Below are 16,206 nucleotides of genomic sequence, written 5' to 3'. Positions count from 1 at the left end.
GGCACTCAGCAGCGGCCGGTGCTCACGGCGGTGCTTCACCGCCGCTGCCCCGGAATGGGCATGCCCAGCGCCTGCAGCAGCTGCTCGCGCAGGAGGCGCCGCTCGTGCCGGGTGCCGCCGGTCAAGGATGCGGTGAAGACCTTGCCGCTCTGACGACCGCTCTGACGACCGCTCTGACGACCGGCCTCGCCGCCACCCTGACCCCTACCCGGCAGGGGGCTGGCGCTGGGCGCGCACGTGCTGGCATCCCTAGCACTACTCAGCTGGGCAATGGCGTACTCGCGCGGGTGGTGCACCACCCGCAGGGTGTGCCAGCGCACGGCGAAGACACCTCCACGCGGGCAGTAGCGCAGGAACTCGCGCGCGCACTCGTCGAGCACCTCGTGGGTACCGGACAGGTCCGGGCCGGGAGCCGAGCGCACACGGCCCGGACCCAGCCAGGCACGCACCTGCTGCTCGGCGGTGGTGGTGAACAGGCACCCGTGTTCGCGGTGCAGCCGGTTCAGCTGGCCGGGCGTGGCGTTCACGCGCGGCAGGGGACGGTGCTGGAGGTGCGGCTGGTACATCGAAGATCCTCCTCAGGGGTGGGTGGTCGCCGGGTGTGGTGCCGGCTCGGGTAGTGGCGGTGCAGGTGATGGCGGTGCGGCTGCACGGCGCCTCCGGTGCGCCGTGGCGCGCCGGTGTGTGCAGGCCGCGGACGACGAAGAGGGCGCCACCAAGTCCTGGTGGCGCCCTCCTCGTCAGGCCTTGCACTCCTACTAGGTCAGAGCGCGGACCGGGCGTACCGGCTGAACAGGTGAGCCGTGAAGAGCCCGGCGATGCGCGGCCGATCCTCAAGCGCCAGCCGCAAACCGCCGGGGGCTGGCCGGCTGGATCTCGCGCACAGCTGCTGAGCTGGCGGCTCGAGCGTCTGCCCGGGGATGCGTGGGTGCAGGCGGCGACCGCTCGCGCAACCGGAAGCACCTGCGCCGGCTCGCATCGAGGTCTGCCCGGGCGCTGCACGCTCAGGTGCTCCCCACCCGGGTACTTCACGGGTGAGACCGGCGCTGACCGTTGCGCCGTCCAGGTGGTCCTGCACCGCTGCGGCCAGAGCGTGCTGGTGGCAGCGGAGTGGCTAGCGGCGCCGGTGCGTGAGGGTGCGCGGCCGGCGCTTCAACGCTGCCGAAACTGCTCTCACTCTGTTAATTCCAACCAAGGGCATGGAACTCCCCGGCCGATTCACCTACGTGGAGCAGGCGAGGCCTTCGGTTCACACGTTGGGAGCAACGCAGGGACCCGTGCGTTGCTGACGCTCACCTGTCGAAGAGGTGAGCGGCGACGGCGTCGGTCGTGACGGTGGTGATGACGGTCGTGATGGCTGTGGCGATGGCTGTGGTCATAACGCGCGGGCTGAGGGCTTCAGCTCGGCTGCTCGGCTCAGGGCAGAGCCGGTGCCTTGAAGATCTGCCGCTGGTGCCAGCGCAGGTGCTCCGCCGCCAGCGGCACCCGCCCGGGCCGATCCATCGCCAGCGGGCGCTGGTGCAGCTCGTAGACGCTGCGCGCAGCGGCGGAGCGGGCGGTGAAGGCGGCGGAGACCTGCACCCGCAGCTGAGTCGTCACGCCCAGCACGCCGCGGTCGAAGAGCTTGTGGTGCAGGCTGCACAGCGCCAGGCCGTTGTCGGCCTCGTCGGGGCCGGAGAACTGGAACCAGCGCACGTGCGCGGCCTCCAGGCCGACGGGGGCGTGCAGCAGCTGCCCGTCGAAGCCGCAGAACGCGCACGAGCGCTCCCACGCCTGCAGCACCTCCCGGCGCCAGGCGGCGCTGCGCTTGCGCTCGGTGGGGGAGCGGCGCGCGTCGTCGGCCAGCACCTCCGCCGCACCGGGTGCGTCAGGTGCGCCAGGGGTGGCAGAGGTGCTGTCCGTGCCACTGCGCTCGTCGAGCTGCGGCAACTGCAGGGTGTCCGCGTCCAGGCCGATGGCGGCCAGGACGTCGGGTGCGACGGTGGGCGCGAAGTTGGTGCTGGCCAGCTCGTGCACGGCTTGCAGCGCCACGTGCGGGTGCGCCAGCAGCCATGCCTGCAGCGCGGGCTCGAGCCGGCCGACGACCGCCTGCTCCTCCAGCGGCTTGACGCGGTCCATGGGCACGTCGGGAGTAAGCGTCCAGAAGCCGTCCGAGCGCAGCCGGGTGAAGGGGTAGGCCGCCGACTGCACGGGGTTGGTCTTGCTGGTGGGGCCGAACTCGGTGATCAGGGCGGCCAGCTCCCGGCGGGCTTCCAGCCAGGTGATCGCGCTGGTGCCGGTGCTCAGCAGCCGAGCCAGGGCGAGCATCACCAGCAGCGGCTTGTGCGGGGCGCGCAGGCCGTTCTGCTGGTACTGGCGCAGCGTCAGCAGCCGCTGCAGCGCCGCCGGCTGCCCCGGCCCTGGTACGGCGGGCCCTGGTACGAACGGCCTGGCGGGTGGTTGCTGGCTCACTCGCACACCGTGCCGTCACCGTCGGCGTCGCGGTAGAAGCCGTACTCGGGATCCTGGCCTTGGACGTAGGGGCCGTAGCCGGCGGCGTTGGCAGCCTTGCAGGTGCCGAAGTCCGGATCCGTCCCCGCACCGGCCGCGGGTTCGGGGACAGCGGATGGCGGGTCGGCTGGAGCAGGCGCGGCAGGTGCCGGGGCAGGTGCCGGTGCTGCAGGAGCCGGTGCTGCAGGAGCCGGTGCCGGTGCTGCGGGTGCCGGTGCTGCGCTGCCCCCGCCGCTGGCTGGCGCCGCGGCCGGGCTGATGGGCACTGGCTGGTCCGGGCAGGAGGCCAGCACCCCGGCGATGGCGTCGCGCTCGGCGGCGGTCACCCACAGCCCCCAGGTGGCCTTCAGCGCCACCTGCCGTGCGACGTAGCTGCAGCGGTAGGCGCGGTTGGGCGGCAGCCAGGTGGCCGCGTCCCCATCACCCTTCTGCCCGTTCAAGGGACCGTCGACGGCCAGCAGCTCCAGAGGGTCGTTGGCGAAGGCGACCCGCTTGGCCGCGTCCCAGCCCTGGGCGCCCTTCTGCCAGGCGTCGGAGAGGGCCACGACGTGGTCGATCTGCACCGCTGAGGAGGTGTCCTGCCCGCGCACGAAGGTGATGGTCGTGCCGCTGTAGGGGTCGGCCAGGGTGCCGGTGGCCACGACGCAGTCGCGGGTGCCGGGCTTGAAGCTCTCGTCGGTGAGGTCGCGGGCCAGGACGTCGTTGCGGGAGTCGCAGCCGTTGTGGTCGGTGTCGATCCAGCCGTCGCCGAACTGATCACGGCTGTAGCCGGTCTTCGGTGCCCGGCCCTTCACCTCCAGCGTCTCCAGGATGGCTAGGGCGCTCTGCGCCTGCGTGCCGCCGGCCGGCGCCCCGGCTGCGGGTGCGGGTGCGGCGCTCGCGGGCGGCTCAGCGGGGACGGAGGTGGCAGCGGGGGCGGGTACATCCGGCGGAGGGCTGGCCGGTGAGCTCGTGCCGCTCGCACCTGCGGACGAGGAGCTGGCCGCGGTTGTAGAGGTGCCGGACGTGCACCCGGCGAGCAGGACCGCCGCCACGGCGCCGGCTGCAGCCGCAGCGCTCACGCGGCGGCGCGGGGAGGGCCACGTCGTCACCTCTCCACTCTTACAGGCTGACGCCGACAGCAGCGGCGGCACGGCCGCGGCCGCCACGCCGGACCACGCCGGACCACGCCGGCCTCCACCTGCGCTCCCATCTGGGAGCGAAGGCGGTGCGACCGGCAGCCGGACGCAAGACATTGGAGGGGGAGGTGGGGGAGAGCTGCGCAGGGGAATGCCGCGGCGGTGCTGGTGCTTGTAGGGGGTGATCGACCTGCTGCATGTCCCCGGGCCTCACCTTCAGCCACCTCGAGTGGCCACTCGCCGAGAGGCGACTGCCGGGTCGATCAGCACGTTCGGGCAGCACGACGGCCGCCGGGTCCTCGACCCGGCGGCCGTCGTGCGTCCGGACGCGATCCGCACAGCTCTCGGCAGCGTCGTCAGTGCAGTGTCGTCACTGCGGTGCTCAGCGCGCGACTTCCCCGTCTTCGCCCACCCGGCGCCACAACATGACCAGCACGCTGGCCAGCACAGGCGGGCGATCGACACCGTGGACCCGATGCCTCGATGTCTTCGCGCCCGTGCCCTCAGGAAGCACTACGTCGCAAGCGCCCGGTGCTGCGGACGTGCAGGGCCAGGGAGCCGACGGCCGCAGCGACGGCCGCGACCAGCCAGCCGACGTCGGAGAAGATGCTGGAGCTGGTCCCCGTCTCATCCGCGCGCACACCGCCGGCGGCGGTGATGACGACCCAGGCGCCCAGCAGGAGCAGGCCGACCAGCGCGCTGGCCAGCACGGGCGGGCGGCGCGGGGAGGCCGTCAGCGCCACGAGCAGGGCCAGCAGGACCACGAGGCCGCCCAGCGGCAGCGCAGCCAGGGCGGCGAGCAGGAGGATCTCCACGCCGGCACTCTCGCGCAGCTCCCGGCGGCTGCGGTGTGGCCGGGAGCGTGCTGCTCGGGGTCTTCACGAGCCCTGCCCGTCGTGGTCGCGCACCCGATGGCGAGGTCGGTGACGACGGCGAGGGCGGCGAGGGCGGCGAGGAGCGGTGGCCGGGACCGCGGTGGGCTCAGGTGTTCAGGGTGTCGGCGAAGAAGCCCAGGTCGTCGTCCTCGGTGACCTCCCACGCCTCCAAGCCGGGCGCGGCCAGCACGGCCTCGATCAGCTCGGCGGAGCCGCCGATGAGGGTGGAGTCGAAGTCGATCTCGCTGGCCAGGCACCAGGAGCGGTCCAGCGGCCACAGCAGGTTCGGCGACTGCGGATCGAACCAGTCCTCGGTGACCTGGTGCCCCATGCTCATCGCCGCGCGCAGCGAGCCGGTGAAGAGCAGGTAGTCGCGTCCGGGCAGCATCAGGCGCGGGGCGGCCAGGGCCCGGCGCAGCTGTTCTGGCACCGGCGCCGGCTGCGGTGGCGGCGGGGGAGAGCCGCCCTCGCTGTCGGCGTAGGCGAAGAGCACGAAGGAGGGAGGGCCGTGCAGCCAGCCGTAGCCCTCCCACAGGGCGTGGCAGCACTCCTGCTCACCGGTGAAGGGGGCCAGGACGTCCAGCAGCGCGGCCAGGGCGGCCGGCTCCAAGGTGCCCTCCTGGACGCTGACCTCCTCCCACAGGCCTTCGTCGGTGACAGGCAGCCGCGGCTCGCCGCCGGCCAGCGTGGGGGCGGGGGTGGCGATGGGGGTGGTGATGGAGCGCCACTGCATGAGGGCGTGGGGGGTGCGCCCGGTGCGCCGGCACACCTGCGCCCACGTCAGCCTCGCCTGCTGCGGCACCAGCTCGCCCGGCGCCGTCCCCGCCGGCGCCGTCCCCACCTGCGTCGCGGAAGTCTCGGCCACGGGGGCCGACGCGGCGCTCGCCGGTGCCGGCGTCGGCGACGTCGAGGGGGGTGCGGGGAAGAAGTCGACGGGGTGCAGGATGCGCGCGTAGGCGGCGAAGCCGGTGGGTACCGTGCACGCCACCGTGCTGCCGAAGCCGCGCAGCCGGGCGGCGATCCAGTCCCCGGCCGAGCCGTCCGGTAGGGCCCGCAGTCCTTGCATGCTCATCGGCTCATCGTGCCTGCCCCGCCGGCTGCGGGGAGGCCGTGTCCGAGGACTGCGCCACACTCCCGATCATGAGCGAGGAGCAGTCGGGGGCCTGCGTGGACGCGCAGGGCACGCCGTGGAGCCAGGACGAGGACGCCCGCTTGATCGCTGCCTTGATCGCAGGCACCAGCGTGAACGACATCGCCATCGCTCACCGGCGCTCGCGAGGGGCGATCACCAGCCGCATGGAGCGAATGGTGCCCCCGGCCGGCTCCCGCTAGTCCAGCGGCCAGGTGCCGGCGGCCGCCTCGGGGCGCCGGGCCTGGCTGGTGCAGCAGTTGCAGGCCGGTGACTACCCCTGGCGGCAGGTGCTGGCCAGCAAGGCCCGCCGAGGCACCGCTGATGCTGTAGCGGCAGCGCGCACCTCCGCGCAGGACCACAAGCAGGATGACACTCCAAAGGAGGGGTGGGACGATGTGCAAGACGACGTGCAGGACGAGGAGTCCGCCACGGTCGGCGAGCCCAGCTCGGCGCAGGAGGAGGCGGATGCCTCGGTCAAGGCCGGTCCGGCGCGCGCCTACGAAAGCTGGAGCGAGCCTGAGTGGGCGCGTCTGGTGGCCGGACTGCGTGCCGGGTTGCCACTGTCGGACATCGCCGCTGATCTTCAGCGCAGGGAGTCCGCAGTCCGGACGCAGGCTGCGCGCATGGTCCCGGCCGATGCCCCCCTTGAGGGCGGCAAGGTGCGGCGGCTGGCGTGGCTGCGCGAGCAGCTGCTCGCCGACGAGCACTACGACTGGCGCACCCCGCTGCGCGCCAACACCGACGGCCCCGTGTGGCTGAAGGACGACGATGTCGCGCTCACCGCCGGCTGGGAGGCCGGTACCGCCTTGCCGCAGTTGGCTGCACGGTTCAAGTGCTCCGAGACGCTCATCGTGCGCCGACTGCTGACTCTCCGGTTAGCGGCCAGCACCGTGGAGGTCGTCGAGCGCCTCGGCTGCACTCCCGGCGGCAAGGTGCAGACTGACTACCTGCTGGCCACCGACGCGGCCCGGGCTCAAGTGCAGGTCCTGGTGGGCCGCGAAGCAGCCGACGGCGCCGTGGTGCACCTGTCCCTGCACAGCTCGGGCGCCGAGGCGGCCGAGCGGGCCGCCAAGGTCGACCAAGTCCGAGCGCGCGCCGACCAGGCGCCGCTGCACTGGCTCACCGGAGAGCGCCGGGTGGGCCTGTCGCACCTCCAGAGCGAGTTGTACCCCCTGGGTGATGCGCCAACGACGCCGAGCGCCCGATGATGCCGGTGCAGGGTGGTCGGTGCCTACTGCTCCTGTGCGCTACTTCTGCGGCATGAAGAAGGGGGATGACACGATGGAAGGGTCGACCAGTGGTGGCTGATGATGCGTCCTCGCCCCTGCGTTCGGCATGGTTGAAGTGGGCGCGTGCGGTCGAGCACGCCAACGTCCTGGCCAGAGCCACCCGTGAGTGGCAAGCCTCGGACCCTCACCGCTACGAGCGCAGTGACCGGGTGAGCTCCTTCTACGAACGCGGCCTGCAGGTGGAGTGGCGGCTGCGCATCGAGCATCCCATCCCGGAACGATGGTCGGTGCTCATCGGCGACGTCTTGACTAACCTGCGCGGCGCGTTGGATCACGCGTTCTGGGCCGCTGTGAACGCCCACTCCGGACAGCCAGAGCGGCCTAGCCGCATCCAGTTCCCGATCGACGCTTCTCGGCGGGATTTCAAGAACCACGCCAAGGAGTTACAGGAGCTCGTTCCTGCTGACGTCTGGCAGTTGATCGAGCAGGCTCAACCTTTCCACTGGGACGCCGACGCGAGCGCCCATCCGCTGGAGCGGCTTCGTTGGCTCTCCAACATGGACAAGCATCGCTTCCTGCACGTGATCAACATGGTGCAACTGCCTCTCGGATCCACCGTCGTCGAAGCCGAACCGGAGATGCCCGTGCTGTCGGAGTGGCGCCAGGAGGGCCCGGTGGAAGCCGGTGACGTCCTCCTGCGCCTGGTCCTGCGGCGGCCTGACGAGGCGACCGAGGTCGTGCTCCGTCCCATGTTCGCCGCTGCACCCTCCCTCCAGGTGCACGACAGTCCCGACCACTTCGTGCACCTGGCCGCAGCGATGGATCCGCCCAAGGACTGGGTGCTGAACATCCTTGCCGGGTTCACCAGCATCATGCAACTGCCCTACCCCGACAGCGCTGGCCTGGAGTTGGGGTTGGCCCACGCCGAGGCACTGCCGCAGTTCGGGCAGGGCGTCCTACGGGTGAGTGGTGAGGACGGCAGTCGACAGACCCACCACTTCGACGTCTCGGAGCTGCTGGACCGCCCACCGTCGACCAGGGCAGGCGCGGAGTGATGCGCCTCGGTCAGATTGTCACTTTACAAAGGGGATTGGCGTGCACCGCAGGTACACCAGCAGACCCTGGCGGTGGCAGAAGTCGAGCAGCTCCTCGTCGCTGACGACTCCGTCCTTGGCGGTGACGTAGTTGGCGCGCACCGCCTCCAGGGCGTCGTCCTCATCGGGGTGCACGGTGATGTGGGTGTCCTTGTCGTCGATGCACACGAGCACGTGCACCTGGTGCACGCCGTGGGTCGCGGCCCAGCCGGTGACCGCGCTCTCGCTCTCGGGGTCGAAGGCGGAGGCGAAGCCGGCATCGACGTCGACGGCGTCGATGCCGTCGCCGGTGATCTGCACCGGGGTGGGCAGGAAGCGCAAGTCCCTGGCGTCGCCGTAGTTGCCGTCGGCGGCCACGTACTGCCAGCTGTGCTGCTGGCTGCGCTGCTGGCTGCGCTGCTGGCCGTGCTGGCGGCGGTGCTCTCGGTCGTGCGGGGTGCTGGTGCTCATGTCGTGGTCTCCAGAGGTCTCGGAAGAGGGGGGCGCTCGCGGGGGCGGCTACTCACCAGGTCGGCGAGCAGCCCGATGGCAGATGGAGGTGCCTCAGCTGCTGAGGGCGAACTGCTCGCGCGCGGCCGTGGCCTGAGCCTAAGCGCTGACCGGGGCGCACCAGTCGACGCCGAGCGCTGCCCCCAGGACGGCCGCCCAGGCCGGCGGGCACACCACGTCGCCGGCCTGCTGGAACTGCGCGGTGCGCGAACCGGTCCAGGGGTAGTCGACCGGAAAGCCGTTGAGCACCCCGGCCTCCTGGGCGCTCAGGCGCAGCCCGTCGGATCGGCGCTGCCAGGTGCGGGCCTTGCCGGTCAGGCACCAGGAGGGCCCGTCGGCGCTGAAGGCGTTCCCGCCGGTCGGGCGCCGGTTGCCGCGGGTGATGACGTACTCGCCCGGGCCCCAGCCCAGCGCGCCGGCCATCGTGCGCGGCGGCAGGGGCACGCCGAGGTCCGGGCTCTGCACCGTGCCGGGCACGTAGCGGCGGGCGATCAGGTAGCTGCGCCGGCGGCGGGCGGCGGTGCCGTGCTGCAGCGCGTCGAAGGTGAGCACATCCACCCACTCCCACCCGGCGGCGTACAGCTCGGCGGCCAAGTCCTCCCACAGGTACTCCACGCTGGGCACCTGCTCGCAGGCCATCCACTCGATCCTCGGCATAGTCAGGGCCCAGCGGGCGGCCTCGACGACCAGCGCGGTGCGCGGGTCCACCACCCGCGAGGTGAGGGTGGCGTACTCGCAGCCGCAGCCGGCGCCGAAGCAGGTGATGGCATCCAGCGCGCGCCCGTAGTCCTCGCCCAGGCCGGTGCGCTTGCCGCTGCTGCTGAGGGTGGGGCAGGGGGTGGAGACGATCAGGCCGGTGGCCGCGAGCGCCTGGGTGGGATCCATGTCGGTGATGCTGGCCTGCAGGCGGTGGTGGCCGGCGGCGCGCGCGGTGGCGCAAGCGTCGGCGTTGAGCTCGATGCCCAGGATGGCGAGCTCGTCGAGCAGGGCGGCGCCGCCGAGGATGCGTACGCCTTCCTCCCAGCCGGCGGGGCCGGCGCACAGGTCGATGGTGCGGGCGCTGGCCAGGGTGGGGACGAGGGTGAGGGCTGGCTGGGGTGTGGTCGGGCTGATGTCGACCTGCGGGGAAGGCATGAGATGTGGGTGCCGTGAGGTTGCCGTCGTGCTGGCCACGGGGGCTCCTTGAGGGTGTCGCTGGTGCGGCGAGGGGTCGCTGTCCCCATCACCGGTGCGTTAACAATAGCATATTAACTATGATCGGTGGGTATCGGTTCTCGCTGAGTCGGCGGCGTTGAGGAGCATCCTGCGACGATGCAGCGGTGGTGTCCTCAGCGCACCGCCTCACTCGTTCGGCCCTCTCGAACCTGGCTCCGACGTGGGCCGTAAGGGTGGACTTTGGCCGCCGTGGTCGGTGCTAGCCGGCGGCTGCGGCAGTCTCTTTGGCGCTGCTCATGCGTGTACGCCTGACGCGCATAATCACGCGTGCAAGACGGCCCATCGTGACCCAGCTGAGCGGCTCTCTGCTCCAGCGGATCAGGTGCTCCACAGCAGGGTTGCCGTCGATCGCTGCCCCGGTGCTCACTGTCCCCGTCGCCAACCCCTGGCGACCCGGCGCCCCTCGTGGTGCCGGTGGTGCGTGGCACTTGGAGTTTTCCGTGAGCAAGAAGGTCAAGAAGCAGTTCAAGAAGCTGCCCGTGGTCTGCGTCTCGATCACCGACTGGCTGCAGGCGGCCACGGCCTCACGCTGGGCCGGTCCCTTCACCGAGTTCAGCTGCAACGCCCGCGGCGCGGTATGGCCGGTTCCCGGTCGTGGGTACAGCCGTGAGTCGGACCGCCTCATCACCCGCGAGCTGACCCGTGCGCTGGACGGCTGCGTCTCGGCGTACCTGCGGCTGCGCGGTGCCGGTGGCCGCTTCTACCTGGACATCACCCGCGGTCTGATCGTGCGCCACGTCGACGCGGCCGTCGTCGCCCAGCTGCGGTGGCTGCCGTGAGCCGTCGGCGCCGGCGCCCCGCCCGCGACGCCCACCGCTCGGCTGCAGCGCACGAGCCTGCCCGCGGCATCGACGGGCTGAGCAATCACTGCCGCAGTCGGCTGCGGGAGCGCGGCATCAGCCACCGAGAACTGCTCGAGGTGCTGCAGGAGGGCACCGCGCAGGTCCTGGAGGACGGGCGCCTGGTGTTCAGCTGCACCAGCAGCGACGTCGTGGCCGTGGTGGCCATCGCGCGGTGGGGAGGTCGCACGGTCCTCACCGCCTTCCGGCGCCGGCAGGCCGCAGGGAGCGGGCAGCGCGCGTGGGCGTGGTGAGCGAGGTGAGTAAGGAAGGCGGACGAGGACTGCCGATCGGCTCCCGCGGTGCGGGGATCGTCGTGAACTGGGCGTGCCAGCGAGCGCCTCCCCGGTCGCCGGCACCAGCACCTCCTGCGCTCCGAGGGGCGCTCGCTGCGCGCGCGGCGGGTGAGCTGGTGAGTCTCGTGCAGCCCGGTGCAGGCGTGTGTCCTGCACCGGGCTGCACAGGCTGCTCGAGCTGACAGGGCGCGCCGGCCCGGGCGGGGAAGTGCCCGGGCCGGCGCGGATGCCGGGTCAGCTCGGCTGACCCGGCGGCCCGAGGTCAGCGGCTTCAGGCCAGCTGCTTCACGCGAGGGTGGCGGCGAAGGTGGCCGGGTCGATGACGGGGATGCCGAGCTGGGCGGCCTTGCGCGCCTTGGCTGTGTCGCTCTCGGCCGTCACCAGGGCGGTGGTCTTGGCCGAGACGCTGCTGCTGGCGGTGCCGCCGAGGGCTTCGATGCGCTCGGCGATGGTGGTGCGGGTGTAGCCGGGCACCGCGCCGGAGACGACGTAGGTCTTGCCCGCCAGCGGCTTGTCGGCGCCGTCGTCGGGCACGGTCATCGTCAGTCCGTGCGCGGCCAGGCGGTCGATGACCTCGCTGAGGCGGGCCAGGCCGTCGGCGATGTGCTGGGCCTTGATGGTGCCGAGCTTGTTGATCGCGGCCAGCTCCTCCACGCTCGCCGCGCGCAGGGCGTCCATGGAGCCGAAGCGGGAGGCCAGCCAGCGCCCTACGGAGCGGCCGGTCATGCGGATGCCCAGGCCGGTGATGACGCGGTTCAGCGGCTGCGCCTTGCTGGCCTCCAGCCCCTCGACGACCTTGGCGGCGTTCAGCTCCCCAAGGGTGCGGGCGGCGCCGGTCTTGGTCACGCCCAGCGGCAGGGCGGCCCACTGCTCCAGGGTGAGGTCGTAGAGGTCGGCGACGCTGGTGGCCAGGCCGCTCTCGGCGAGCGCCACGCAGACGGCGTCGCCGATGCCGTCGATGTCCAGGGCGTCGGGGGAGGCCCAGTAGTCCAGGGCTCCGGCGATGGAGCAGGAGGGGGTGTGGCAGCGCCACAGCAAGGAGGTGGTGTCCAGCTCCTCCCCGCACTGCGGGCAGTGCGTGGGCGCGACCCACGCCTCGGCGTCGGCGGGACGGGCGGCGAGGTTGGCGCTGGTGACGCGGGGGATCACGTCCCCGGCGCGGTAGACCCAGACCTCGTCGCCGACGCGCAGGTCGCGCTCGGTGATCCAGGGGGCGTTGTGCATGGTGACGTGGGTGATGGTGGTGCCGCCGACGCTGACGGGGTCGAGGACGGCGCGGAAGCCGAGGCGGCCGGTGCGCCCGACGCTGATCTCGATCTCGCGCAGCGTGGTGACGGCGGTGTCGGGGGCGTACTTGTAGGCCAGTGCCCAGCGGGGGGAGCCGGTGCGCTGGCCCAGGCGGCGGCGGGTGGCCAGGGAGTCGGCCTTGAGGACGGCGCCGTCGATGGGGAAGCCGAGGGTGGGGCGCAGCGCCTCGATGGTCTCGATGGCGCCCAGCACCTGCTCGGCACCCTCACGCGGGGCGCGCAGCTCCTCGGGCAGCAGCTGGCGGCCGGTGGCGAAGCCGAGGGCTTCAGCGGCGTCCAGGCGCTCGCTGTACGTCGCGTTTTCCTGCTCCGGGATGCCGTCACCGGAGATGTCGTAGGCGGCGAAGGACAGCGGCACCTCGTAGGTGCGGTTGAGGTTGCGCAGGGTGCCGCTGGTGGCGTTGCGGGGGTTGGCGAAGGCCGGGCGCCCGGCGGCGACCCGCATCTCGTTGGCGACCTCGAAGTCGGCGTCGGACATGAACAGCTCCCCGCGGACCTCCCCGGACCAGCCGGCGCCCGAGGGAGTGGTCAGGCGGGCGGGCAGGCCCGCCACGCCCTGCCCGCGCAGCAGCTGCTCGGTGACGGGGTCACCGCTGGTGCCGTCGCCGCGCTGGGCGGCCTGCACGAGCACGCCGTCCTGGTAGACGGCGCTGATCGCGCAGCCGTCCAGCTTCACCTCGACCACGAGCGGGCCGGGCTCCTGCCCGTCCTGCCCGTCTGCGCTGAGGCCGGCCAGGAAGGTGCGGACCTCCTCGGCGGTGGTGGCCTTGGCCAGGCTGAGCATCGGGCTGCTGTGGCGGACCTCCCCACCGACCGGGGCGCCGGAGGCCACCTGCGTGCTCACGCCCTCGTCGTCCCAGCCCGGGTGCGCGGCCTTGGTGGCGATCACCCGGTCCTTGAGGGCGTCGAAGGCGGAGTCGGGCATCAGGGGCTGCTCGAGGCGGTAGGCGATCTCGGCTTCCTGCACCTGGGCGACGGCGGCGGTGAACGATGCCTGGTCGGCGAACACCTCAGCGGCCGGGTCCGTCGTGGTGGGGGCGTGCGCGGTGCTCTGGCTCATCAGGGGAACTCCTCGGGTCGCTGGGTGTGACCTGGTCGCTGTCCGGGCCACAGCCTGAACAATAGCACGCTAACGACGTGAGGGCGAGGTGGTGTCCGGCTCGCCACCGCCGCGCTGTCGTCTGCCCGCAGGCTAGAGCCGACCTCGGACACGGCCGAGAGCGCTCGGCCGCCAGCGCCCCCAGCCCGCCCCGGGGCGTCTCTCAGTCCCACCACCAGCGCTGGACGTCCTCGGCGTCGAAGCAGCGTCCGGCCACCCGGAAGGTCACTGCCGCCACCGCGATGCCGGCGATGAGCGCCGGCTCGGTGAGGAAGTCCCCGTGGTCGGCGCGGCTGGTGTGCACCACCACCGTGCCCACGACGCGTGGGCCGTCCATCACCTCGACCACCGTCTCCACCTCGTGCGCATCCTCCGCGGCCGTATCCTCCGCGGCCGCGGCTTCGCCGGGCACGAGTCCACCGGGTGCGAGCTCACCGGCCGGGCCGCCGCCTCGCCTGCCGCCCGGGTCACCAGTTGAGGCGTCCCCGCTCAGCAGGCGGCCCGGCGCTCGCCCCAGACCCGTCAGCACCCGCCGCACGACCCGCGGGCTCACTGCTGCCACCCCGCATGCTGCGGGGCCTCAGTGATCGGCGGCACCAGCTGCAGGACGGCGGCAGGCGCTCCGGCGAGCGTTGTGTCGGGTACTGCGGCCGGTGCTGTGAGGGGTGCTGTGCCCGCCTCCTCGACCGCTTCGGAGTCTTCGGCGGGCTCGGGACGCACGGCGCCGGCCCGCCGCTCGTGCTGGTGGTGGGCGCTCGCGGTGCTCAGGGCGGCCGTGAAGGAGGCGCCCAGGGCGTCGTAGAGGTGCATCAGATCGGTCAGCAGGTGCTCGGCGGCCTCCCGGGGCTCGGCCTCGCAGCTGGCGGTCAGGTGGGCGTAGGCGGCCAGGGTGCGCGCGGCGTTGGCGGCACGCTGGGTGTTCTCGGCCCGCTCGTGCGCGGCACTCGGACAGCCGTCAGTGGCGGTGCCGGTGGCAGCCTCGGGGGCTGAGGCGAGCGCGGCGGCGCTCGAGGCGCGCATGGCGGCCGCGGCGCGGGGTAGTTCGCTGCAGCTGCTGATGGGGCCGGGCAAGTGGGCGGCGGTGCTGGGGTGCTTCACGGCTGGTGTCCTTCCAGGTGGTCGCTGGTGAGAGGCCGGCGGGTCGCTGTCCCGCGGCAGCCGCAGCCCGCCGGTGCCGGCGGGGCGCGGGAAGGGGGTGCCCGGTGGGCGTGGGGCGCCGGGCAGGGAAGCGACTCAGCAGCCGCTCGATGCCTGCTCGATGGCTGGTCAGTAGCCGTAGGCGAAGTGCTGGCCGACGAGCGCGGGCAGGCTGCAGGCGGTGACGTGCACGTCGTAGCAGGCATCGCCGCTGACGCGGCCTGTGCCGGTGAGTGGGCGCAGGTACTCCTCGGCCCACAGCTCCAGCTCCTCGCTGCCGGTGCTCATCGGGGCAGGCAGGCTGGAGTCGGTGACGGTCGTCTCGATCTCCGTGCCGTCCTCGTAGACGTTCTCGATGCGCACGCTGATGATGACGTCGGCCACGGTGGCGCTCCTGGAGTCGCTGGGTTCATCGCGTTGTGGGAGTGGGTCGCTGTCCCTCTCCTACGCTAAATATTAGCGCGCTAACGCTATCGGGTCAAGATGCTGCTGGGTCAATGAGTTGGCACGCGATTGACATGGTGCTCGCGGAGTCCGTCGATGGCCGCGACGGCCCTCGCGAAGTTGGCGACCTAGGCACCCCTGGCGCCTTGAAGATGGCTGCAGCCTGCCGGCACTCGGCTGCAGCAGACACGCGACAGAATCGCAAGACCTGTTGCGTCGACCGGATGAACTTTTCACGCGACCGGGCGCGTTGCAGTTCTTCTGACCCGCGTGTCAAGTCGCCTGTCCGGCAGGCTTGCTCTCCTGCGTGGGCGAGTCCTGCGCGGAGTATCCAAGGTCGCGGCAACCTCATCTGCCGCAACGGTCCCCGCCCGCGAGCACGAGGCGGCAGGGCCTTTTCGGTGTCCCTGGGCCCTTTGAGGCGACGTTGCTTCTTGGCCCCTTCTGCTCCTCACTGGTCGACGTCACCAACGTCTGGTGACCCGGCATCCCCGTGGTGCCGGTCAACGACCGGAGGACCCCGTGAGCACCGAATCCATGCTCGAGGCCGTGAGCCAGCTGATCGCGGCTCAGAACCTTCAGCCCACCGTCGTGATGTCGGCGAAGGCCTGGCGCCGCGCCATGAAATCCCTGGACTACCCGGCCTGGCCGACGGAGTTCAGCTGCAACCGCCACCACGAGGTGTTCGTCGTCGACAGTCGCGGCTACCACTGGCCGCCGCTGCGGGAGTCGACGCCCAAGCTGACCCGCGCCCTGGCCCCCTGCGTTGAGGCCTACCTCGCCTGGCGCCCTGCCGGCGGCCGCTTCGAGGTGGACCTCGAGGGCGGGGTGGTGACGCGCCACCTGGACAAGGCAGTGCTGGCACGGCTGGTGTGGGTCGCGTGAGCCGCCGCGGTCGCTCGCCCCAGCGGCGCTCGACACTCCCTCTCCGACACAGGTCCACATCCCAAGCGGAGCGGACCTCGGTGGGGGCGGAGGTGAGGCTGACCAGGCACTGCCGGCTGCGGATGCGTCAGCGCGGGGTGGAGCTTGCCGCGCTGCGGGAGGTACTGGCTGAGGGCGCGGTGCAGGTCACCGAGGAGGGGCGCCTGCTGATGACCTCGACGGTCAGCGACGTCGAGGCGGTCGTAGCCGTCGATCCCTGGGGTCGGCGCACGGTGCTCACCGTGCGCCGGCGGACCCCGCCGCCTACCTGGCGTTCTGCCGGGCCGTCGACGGGCGGGACGAGGGGCGGGACGAGGGGCGGGGCAACGGCTGAGGCCCCCTTCCGTCGTCTCGTGGTCGGCGCCGGCGTCAGGCTGGGGGCGGCCAGCGGCCCGTAGACCTCGCCGCCCCGCCTGGTGGTGAGGGGCGGGGGGGGGGGGGGGGGGGGGGGGGGGGGCGGCGGGCCGCCCCCCCCCCCCCCCCCCCCCCCCCCCCCCCCCCCCCCCCCCCCCCCCCCC

Annotated in this window: 17 protein-coding genes; 6 read left to right on the top strand and 11 right to left on the bottom strand. The window is 72.4% G+C overall.

Features of this window, described 5'->3' with window-relative positions; all coding sequences use genetic code 11:
* Positions 1-35 precede the first annotated feature (35 nt).
* The 5 genes from ACRYMN_RS02010 to ACRYMN_RS01990 all read right to left on the bottom strand — a co-directional run bounded on the left by ACRYMN_RS02010 (position 36) and on the right by ACRYMN_RS01990 (position 5,555).
* Entirely contained in the window at positions 36-566 is a 531-nt protein-coding gene (locus ACRYMN_RS02010) for a hypothetical protein (protein WP_432491442.1), read from the bottom strand.
* A gap of 850 nt (positions 567-1,416) precedes the next feature.
* The gene (locus ACRYMN_RS02005) at positions 1,417-2,379 is read right to left on the bottom strand and encodes a phosphorothioated DNA-binding restriction endonuclease (RefSeq protein ID WP_432491643.1); all 963 of its coding nucleotides are present in this window, start codon (positions 2,377-2,379) and stop codon (positions 1,417-1,419) included.
* Between the two features lie 68 nt (positions 2,380-2,447).
* Positions 2,448-3,284 (bottom strand): GmrSD restriction endonuclease domain-containing protein, encoded by an 837-nt coding sequence (locus ACRYMN_RS02000; RefSeq protein WP_432491440.1) that lies wholly within the window; start codon positions 3,282-3,284, stop codon positions 2,448-2,450.
* An 827-nt stretch (positions 3,285-4,111) separates the two neighbouring features.
* Positions 4,112-4,423 carry a hypothetical protein gene (locus ACRYMN_RS01995; RefSeq protein ID WP_432491438.1) on the bottom strand — a complete coding sequence of 104 codons (312 nt, stop codon included), beginning with the start codon at positions 4,421-4,423 and terminating at the stop codon, positions 4,112-4,114.
* A 166-nt stretch (positions 4,424-4,589) separates the two neighbouring features.
* On the bottom strand, positions 4,590-5,555 hold the full coding sequence (locus ACRYMN_RS01990; protein ID WP_432491436.1) for a hypothetical protein: 966 nt from the start codon (positions 5,553-5,555) through the stop codon (positions 4,590-4,592).
* Positions 5,556-5,623: 68 nt separating this feature from the next.
* Here ACRYMN_RS01990 and ACRYMN_RS01985 point away from each other — a divergent pair, with 68 nt between their 5' ends.
* The 3 genes from ACRYMN_RS01985 to ACRYMN_RS01975 all read left to right on the top strand — a co-directional run bounded on the left by ACRYMN_RS01985 (position 5,624) and on the right by ACRYMN_RS01975 (position 7,899).
* Positions 5,624-5,815, top strand: a complete 192-nt coding sequence (locus tag ACRYMN_RS01985) for a hypothetical protein (RefSeq protein ID WP_432491434.1) — start codon at positions 5,624-5,626, stop codon at positions 5,813-5,815.
* Positions 5,816-5,863: 48 nt separating this feature from the next.
* Positions 5,864-6,823, top strand: coding sequence for a hypothetical protein (locus ACRYMN_RS01980; RefSeq protein ID WP_432491432.1), 960 nt, complete (start codon positions 5,864-5,866; stop codon positions 6,821-6,823).
* Between the two features lie 230 nt (positions 6,824-7,053).
* Complete coding sequence (locus ACRYMN_RS01975) at positions 7,054-7,899, top strand: hypothetical protein (protein ID WP_432491430.1); 846 nt, start codon at positions 7,054-7,056, stop codon at positions 7,897-7,899.
* An 18-nt stretch (positions 7,900-7,917) separates the two neighbouring features.
* Here the strand turns inward: ACRYMN_RS01975 and ACRYMN_RS01970 are convergent, their stop codons facing one another.
* Positions 7,918-8,388 (bottom strand): hypothetical protein, encoded by a 471-nt coding sequence (locus ACRYMN_RS01970; RefSeq protein WP_432491428.1) that lies wholly within the window; start codon positions 8,386-8,388, stop codon positions 7,918-7,920.
* 138 nt (positions 8,389-8,526) lie between these two features.
* A complete protein-coding gene (locus tag ACRYMN_RS01965; protein ID WP_432491426.1) occupies positions 8,527-9,561 on the bottom strand; it encodes a DNA cytosine methyltransferase in 1,035 nt (344 codons plus the stop codon).
* A gap of 521 nt (positions 9,562-10,082) precedes the next feature.
* On the opposite strand from ACRYMN_RS01965, the gene ACRYMN_RS01960 reads away from it, so the two are divergent.
* Complete coding sequence (locus tag ACRYMN_RS01960; RefSeq protein ID WP_432491424.1) at positions 10,083-10,421, top strand: hypothetical protein; 339 nt, start codon at positions 10,083-10,085, stop codon at positions 10,419-10,421.
* Positions 10,418-10,735 (top strand): DUF4258 domain-containing protein, encoded by a 318-nt coding sequence (locus ACRYMN_RS01955; RefSeq protein WP_432491422.1) that lies wholly within the window; start codon positions 10,418-10,420, stop codon positions 10,733-10,735. The genes ACRYMN_RS01960 and ACRYMN_RS01955 overlap by 4 nt, the downstream gene beginning before the upstream one ends.
* 327 nt (positions 10,736-11,062) lie before the next feature.
* Here ACRYMN_RS01955 and ligA read toward each other — a convergent pair whose 3' ends face one another.
* The 4 genes from ligA to ACRYMN_RS01935 form a co-directional block, all read right to left on the bottom strand.
* Positions 11,063-13,144, bottom strand: coding sequence for an NAD-dependent DNA ligase LigA (gene ligA / locus ACRYMN_RS01950; RefSeq protein ID WP_432491420.1), 2,082 nt, complete (start codon positions 13,142-13,144; stop codon positions 11,063-11,065).
* Positions 13,145-13,346: 202 nt separating this feature from the next.
* Positions 13,347-13,541 carry a hypothetical protein gene (locus ACRYMN_RS01945; protein ID WP_432491418.1) on the bottom strand — a complete coding sequence of 65 codons (195 nt, stop codon included), beginning with the start codon at positions 13,539-13,541 and terminating at the stop codon, positions 13,347-13,349.
* 191 nt (positions 13,542-13,732) lie between these two features.
* Positions 13,733-14,281 carry a hypothetical protein gene (locus ACRYMN_RS01940; protein ID WP_432491416.1) on the bottom strand — a complete coding sequence of 183 codons (549 nt, stop codon included), beginning with the start codon at positions 14,279-14,281 and terminating at the stop codon, positions 13,733-13,735.
* Between the two features lie 168 nt (positions 14,282-14,449).
* A complete protein-coding gene (locus tag ACRYMN_RS01935) occupies positions 14,450-14,704 on the bottom strand; it encodes a hypothetical protein (protein ID WP_432491414.1) in 255 nt (84 codons plus the stop codon).
* Between the two features lie 582 nt (positions 14,705-15,286).
* Here ACRYMN_RS01935 and ACRYMN_RS01930 point away from each other — a divergent pair.
* Positions 15,287-15,649: a hypothetical protein gene (locus ACRYMN_RS01930; RefSeq protein WP_432491412.1), complete on the top strand. Its 363-nt coding sequence runs from the start codon at positions 15,287-15,289 to the stop codon at positions 15,647-15,649.
* Positions 15,650-16,206 lie beyond the last annotated feature (557 nt).

The sequence above is a fragment of the Kineococcus gypseus genome (genome assembly GCF_050871305.1).
Taxonomy (GTDB): Bacteria; Actinomycetota; Actinomycetes; order Actinomycetales; family Kineococcaceae; genus Kineococcus; species Kineococcus gypseus.
Note: the sequence above shows the minus strand (reverse complement) of the source record. Positions and strands in the feature narration are given on the sequence as shown.